This window comes from Stenotrophomonas sp. P5_B8 (assembly GCF_054049855.1).
In genome coordinates, this window is sequence record NZ_JBFULO010000248.1 from 1 (window position 1) to 5,506 (window position 5,506).

The following is a 5,506-nucleotide window of genomic DNA, read 5'->3' on the forward strand; positions in this document are numbered from 1 at the left end:
GTGATCGCAGTGGAAGTGGTGCTGGCCTGGCCGGATCGGGTGGCATCACGCCAGCTGCAGTTGCCCGATACCGCCACGGTGGCCGACGCCATTGCCGCCGCCGCGCTGGAGGGCAGTGAGCAGTGCCCGGCCGTGGCCGTGCATGGGCTGCTGGCCAGGCCCACCCAGACGCTGTGCGATGGGGACCGGGTCGAGCTGCTGCGCCCGTTGCTGGCCGATCCGAAGGACAACCGCCGCCGACGCGCCCGCGCCGGCAGCTGAAGAACGTGGCGGTGGCCTCAGCGGCCGCCGCGCTTCTTCTTGTCCTTGGCCAGGTTGCGGCCGAACTGGCGCACCGTGGTCTTGGCCAGGTCGGCGTCGTTGTTGGCGAAGTACTCGCCCTCCCAACGGGTAACCACATCGTTCTCGAAGTAGACGGTGAAGTTCTTCACTTCGGTCTGGCCGAGGCGGTTCACGCGCTGGCTGGCGGTGTAATCCCAGCGCTGGGCGTGGAACGGGTCCGGGATCGAGGGGGTGCCGAGCAGCGCGGTGACCTGCTGCTTGCTCTGGCCCGCCTGCAGCTGACCGACGGCCTGCTCCCGGATCAGGTTGCCCTGATAGATGGGTTGCTTATAGATGATGCCGCAGCCCGTGGTGGACAGGGCAACGGCGGCGACCAGCAGGAGTTTGCGCATCGGAAAGGGCGTTTGGGGAAATCCAGTCGATGATACACTCACGACGCGTCGCCGCGACCCAATCCGAGGCAGCTGGCGCTAAATCGCCAATGAACGGAGAACTATGGAAACCCACGACCTGCGCAAAGTCGGCCTGAAGGTGACCCATCCGCGGATGCGGATCCTGGCGTTGCTCGAACAGCGCAATGCCCAGAACCACCAGCACCACATGACCGCCGAAGACATCTACCGCCAGCTCCTGGAGCACGGCGACGAGATCGGGCTGGCCACGGTGTATCGCGTGCTGACCCAGTTCGAGGCCGCCGGCCTGGTGCTGAAGCACAACTTCGAAGGCGGGCAGGCCGTCTATGAACTTGATCGCGGCGGCCACCACGACCATATGGTCGACGTGGACACCGGCAAGATCATCGAGTTCGAAAGCCACGAGATCGAAGAACTTCAGCGCAAGATCGCCACCGAACACGGCTACGAGCTGGAAGAGCACTCGCTCGTCCTGTACGTACGCAAGAAGCGTCGGTAATGGCCCGGCGGCCGGTCGTCAGGCCGCCGCCGACCCGCACCGCGCTTCACCGGACCCCGGGCCCTGGCCCGGGGTTTTTGCGTTTCAGCGCGCGGTGGCGGTGACGGGTGCAACGTCCGGGAGCAGAGCGTCCAAGTCCACCGCGTCGGCCATTGCCCGGTTGCCGGCATCGCCCGGGTGCAGGTGATCGCCGGAATCGAAGGCAGGTGCCAGCCGCTCGGGATGGCAGGGATCGCGCAGGGCCGCGTCAAGATCGATCACCGCATCGAACGGGCCGTCGTTGCGTAGCCAGGCGTTGAGCTGGTGGCGCAGGGCGTCCTTGTCCGGCTGGTAGTAGTCGTCCAGCGGGGTGCCGGGGAGGGCACCGGCGAACGGCGGCAGGGTGGCGCCGAGGATGCGTACGCCGCGGGCATGTGCGCGCTCGACCAGGTGCCGGTAGCCGGCCTGCAGCTCGGCCAGCGTCGGCGCCACCTGTCCGCGGGCGAAGGCGGTGCCGGGCCAGGCGATGTCGTTGATGCCGATCAGCGCGATCACGCTGGCCACGCCGGACGGGTCGAGCGCGTCGCGCTGGACGCGGGAGACGGCCGCGTCACCCATGCCATCGCGCAACAGCCGGCCGCCGGAGATGCCGGCATTGACGACGGCCACGCCGCGTGGCGCCAGCCGCGCCGCCAGGTGATCGGTCCAGCGCTGGTCGCGGTCCAGGCTGGCGGTGGCGCCATCGGTGATCGAGTCGCCGATCACCACCACGCTGCGTGCGGTGGCGCCGGCCTGGACCTCGATGCCGGTCAGGAACAGGCGCGCGGTGGTGGTCGAGGTGGGCGCCAGCACCGGCGCGCGGGTCTGGTCGCCGGAGCCGATCAGCGCGGTTTGCCGGCCATCCCAATGGAAGGTGCGCAGGCGCAGCCGATCCGGGATGTACACGCTGACCTGTACGGCCTGCAGGGCGCTGGTGACCAGCCCAAGCGGGTCACTCAGGCGCTCCTGGCCGGGGGCGATGACCACCTCGGCCTGGCCATCGAAGGCGAGGGCCATCGGCACCTGTCCGGGCGCGGCGGCAACGCTCGCGGCGCTGATCCGGACCGGCTGGTCGCCGTAGGCATTGCTCAGGCGCACCCGTAGCTGATTCCCGCCGAGGCTCAGGCGCGCGGTCTGGCGGACGGTCTGTGCGTCCAACTGCGCGGGAATGCCTGTGGGGAACAGAAAATCCGCGCCCCACACGGGCTGCGGGCTGGCCTGCCAGCTGGCCACCCAGCGGGCGGGAGGCGCTGCGGCTACGGTGGTGGTGGCAGTAAGCAGGGCCGTGGCGGCAAGGCGGGTGAGTGCATTCATCGGGCGATCCGTCGGGTGGGGACGGCCATGGTGATCCGCGCCGCATCTGTGAACTAGACTGCGTGCGGACAATCATCTGTGAACTGGATTCATCCCATGGCAGGCACCGATATCAACCGTTCCGGCGAACTGGAAGTGTTCGTCCGGGTCATCGAAACCGGCGGTTTCTCGGCGGCGGCGCGCTCGCTGGAGCTGAGCCCGTCGGCGGTCAGCAAGCTGGTGTCGCGGCTGGAGCAGCGGCTGGGCGCGCGCCTGCTGCAACGCTCGACCCGCCAGTTGCAGCTCACGCCGGAGGGCTGCACCTTCTACGAGCGGGGGCTGCGGGTGCTGGCCGACCTGGACGAGGCCGAGCGCTGCGCCAGTGCCCATGCCGAGCCGCGCGGGCGACTGCGGGTGAATGCCAATGTGCCGTTCGGGCACCACTTCCTGCTGCCGCTGTTGCCGGACTTCCTCGCCCGGCATCCGCAGGTGGGCGTGGATCTGGTGCTGACCGACGAGGTGATCGATCTGCTGGAGCAGCGCACCGACGTGGCCGTGCGCGCCGGGCCGCTGAAGAATTCCCGCCTGGTGGCGCGGCTGCTGGGGGCGACGCCGATGGTGATCGTGGCGGCACCGGCGTATGCCCTCCGCCACGGCCTGCCGGCGACGGCCGATGCACTGCTGGCGCACAACCGGCTCGATATCGGCCACCCGCGCGCGCAGTCCGGATGGCCGCTGATGGTGGACGGGCAGCGGCGGGTGGTAGCCACCCAGGGCAGTGCACGGGCCAGCGACGGCGAGGCGTTGCGGCGGCTGGTGCTGGGCGGGGTGGGGATGGCGCGGCTGGCGGCGTTCCAGGTTCAGGACGACATCGCCGCCGGGCGGCTCCTACCGGTGTTGGAGCACGCCAACCCGGGCGATCTGGAAGAGGTGCACGCGGTGTTCCAAGGGCAGGGCGGTTACCTGCCGCTGCGGGTGCGCGCGTTGCTGGATTTCCTGGTGGAACGGGTGGATCTGTCCCGCCCGTTGGGGTAATGGCCGCGGGGCGCGGCAACGCAAGGCGCCAGCCAGCGTCCGACGAGACCCGCGGTGCGTCGGGTGTATCCGGACCCGGCCGGCGGCCTGCGCATTACGCGAGGTATGTTGGGGGGCGTGCGGAACCGGCCAGCGGCGGGTACCGACCGTGGGTCGGTACCTGCCCTCAAACCTGCAGCAGCTTGCGGGCGGCCGCGCGGGCTTCCTTGCTGACTTCCACCCCGCCCAGCATCCGGGCAAGTTCTTCCTCGCGGGCCTTGGGGTCCAGCTTCTCCACCGCGCTCTGGGTCATGCCGTCCACCGGCGCCTTGCTGACCCGGTAATGCGCGTGGCCTTTGGACGCGACCTGCGGCAAGTGGGTGACGCACAACACCTGGCGCTTCTCGCCGAGGGCGCGCAGCTTGTGCCCGACGATGTCGGCCACCGCGCCGCCGATGCCCGAATCGACTTCGTCGAAGACCATGGTCGGCACCGCGTCCAGGCCCAGCGCGGCCACCTCGATGGCCAGCGAAATACGTGACAGTTCACCGCCGGAGGCGACCTTGCGCAGGGCGCGCGGCGGCTGCCCTGCATTGGCGGCGACCAGGAACTCGACCCGCTCGGCGCCGTTCGGGTCCGGCTTGACCACGGTCTGCGGCTCGAGGTCGATCAGGAACTGCCCGCCGCCCATGCCCAGCTCGCCGATCAGGGTGGTGGTGGTGTCCGACAGCGCCTTGGCGGCCTCGCGGCGGCTCTTGCTCAGCACCTCGGCCACGGTCTGCCACTGGCCGGCGGCGCGATCGATCTCGCCGGCCAGCGCCTGCAGCCGGGTGTCGGCGCCGCGCAGCTGCTCGACCTCTGCTTCCATCGCGTCGCGGTGCTCGCCCAGCGCTTCCATCGGCACCCGGTGCTTGCGCGCCAGGTCGTGCAGGCGACCAAGCCGGCGCTCGATGTCCTCGAACTGTTCCGGGTCGGCGTCCAGGTCGTCGTGGACGCGGTCCAGCAGCGCCAGTGCCTCGTCCAGCTGGATGGCGGCGCTGTCGAGCAGGGCATCGACCTCGCCCAGGCGCGGATCGTGTTCGGCCACCCGCGCCAGCTCGTGGCGGGTCTGCTGCAGCAGCTGCAGCGCGGAGGTGTCTTCATCGCCGTTCAGGCGCGCCACGGCCACGTCGCAGGCGGCGATCAGCGCGCTGGCGTGGGCCTGGCGGCGGTGGCTGCTGCCCAGCTGGGCGATCGAGGCCGGTTCCAGATCCTCGCGCTGCAGCTCGCCCAACTGGTGTTCCAGGTAGCCGATGCGGTCGCTGACATCGCCCTGGCGCGACAGCGATTCGGCCTCGTCCACCAGCGCCTGCCAGCGTGCGGCGGCCTGGCGGACCTGGCCGCGCTCGGTCTCGTTGCGCGCGAACGCGTCCAGCAGGGCCAGCTGCGAGGGCCGCGCGAGCAGCGCCTGCTGTTCGTGCTGGCCATGGATTTCCACCAGCGTGGACGCCAGCTCGGTCAGCTGGGTGAGGGTGACCGGGCGCCCGTTGATCCAGGCGCGCGAGCCGCCGTCGGCACGGATGATCCGGCGCAGCTGGCACTGGTCCTCGTCGTCCAGTTCATTCTCGCGCAGCCAGCGCCGCGCCGGGGCGTCTTCGCCGGGGGCGAATTCGGCCGACAGTTCCGCGCGGGCGGCGCCGTGGCGGACCACGCCGCTGTCGGCGCGCAGGCCGGACAGGAAGCCCAGCGCGTCGACCATCAGCGACTTGCCCGCGCCGGTCTCGCCGGAAACCACGGTCATGCCCGGCCCGAATTCGAGTTCGGTAGCGCGGACGACGGCAAAATCCTTGATCGATAGATGTTTGAGCATGGTTGTCTGTTCTCGAGCCGCGCAACGCTAGCATGGGTGAGGGGCGGCTCCAATGCGCGGATATCAATCGTGATGTACCGATGGCTTGCCAACGGGCCCCATCGCCATTATCTAGTGTTGCGTCTCACAGGCTGATTC

General features: G+C 69.8%; 6 protein-coding genes. 3 read left to right on the forward strand and 3 right to left on the reverse strand.

Annotated features, from left to right (window positions below):
* Positions 1–261: RnfH family protein (locus tag ACXJKH_RS13480; protein WP_457319983.1), on the forward strand; the 261-nt coding region annotated here is incomplete at its 5' end.
* A gap of 17 nt (positions 262–278) precedes the next feature.
* On the opposite strand, the gene ACXJKH_RS13485 is transcribed toward ACXJKH_RS13480, so the two are convergent.
* Positions 279–674, reverse strand: a complete 396-nt coding sequence (locus tag ACXJKH_RS13485) for an outer membrane protein assembly factor BamE (protein ID WP_256774019.1) — start codon at positions 672–674, stop codon at positions 279–281.
* A gap of 103 nt (positions 675–777) precedes the next feature.
* Between ACXJKH_RS13485 and fur the strand changes: the two genes are divergently transcribed.
* On the forward strand, positions 778–1,194 hold the full coding sequence (gene fur, locus ACXJKH_RS13490; RefSeq protein WP_312239326.1) for a ferric iron uptake transcriptional regulator: 417 nt from the start codon (positions 778–780) through the stop codon (positions 1,192–1,194).
* 84 nt (positions 1,195–1,278) lie between these two features.
* On the opposite strand, the gene ACXJKH_RS13495 is transcribed toward fur, so the two are convergent.
* Positions 1,279–2,526 carry an SGNH/GDSL hydrolase family protein gene (locus ACXJKH_RS13495; protein ID WP_457319986.1) on the reverse strand — a complete coding sequence of 416 codons (1,248 nt, stop codon included), beginning with the start codon at positions 2,524–2,526 and terminating at the stop codon, positions 1,279–1,281.
* A gap of 96 nt (positions 2,527–2,622) precedes the next feature.
* On the opposite strand from ACXJKH_RS13495, the gene ACXJKH_RS13500 reads away from it, so the two are divergent.
* Entirely contained in the window at positions 2,623–3,540 is a 918-nt protein-coding gene (locus tag ACXJKH_RS13500; protein ID WP_457319988.1) for a LysR family transcriptional regulator, read from the forward strand.
* A gap of 166 nt (positions 3,541–3,706) precedes the next feature.
* Here the strand turns inward: ACXJKH_RS13500 and recN are convergent, their stop codons facing one another.
* Positions 3,707–5,368: a DNA repair protein RecN gene (gene recN, locus ACXJKH_RS13505; RefSeq protein WP_457319990.1), complete on the reverse strand. Its 1,662-nt coding sequence runs from the start codon at positions 5,366–5,368 to the stop codon at positions 3,707–3,709.
* Positions 5,369–5,506 lie beyond the last annotated feature (138 nt).

Coding starts and splice junctions, on each gene's coding strand:
- ACXJKH_RS13485 (WP_256774019.1), bottom strand. CDS start 674: ATGCGCAAACTCCTGCTGGTCGCCGCCGTTGCCCTGTCCACCACGGGC.
- fur (WP_312239326.1), top strand. CDS start 778: ATGGAAACCCACGACCTGCGCAAAGTCGGCCTGAAGGTGACCCATCCG.
- ACXJKH_RS13495 (WP_457319986.1), bottom strand. CDS start 2,526: ATGAATGCACTCACCCGCCTTGCCGCCACGGCCCTGCTTACTGCCACC.
- ACXJKH_RS13500 (WP_457319988.1), top strand. CDS start 2,623: ATGGCAGGCACCGATATCAACCGTTCCGGCGAACTGGAAGTGTTCGTC.
- recN (WP_457319990.1), bottom strand. CDS start 5,368: ATGCTCAAACATCTATCGATCAAGGATTTTGCCGTCGTCCGCGCTACC.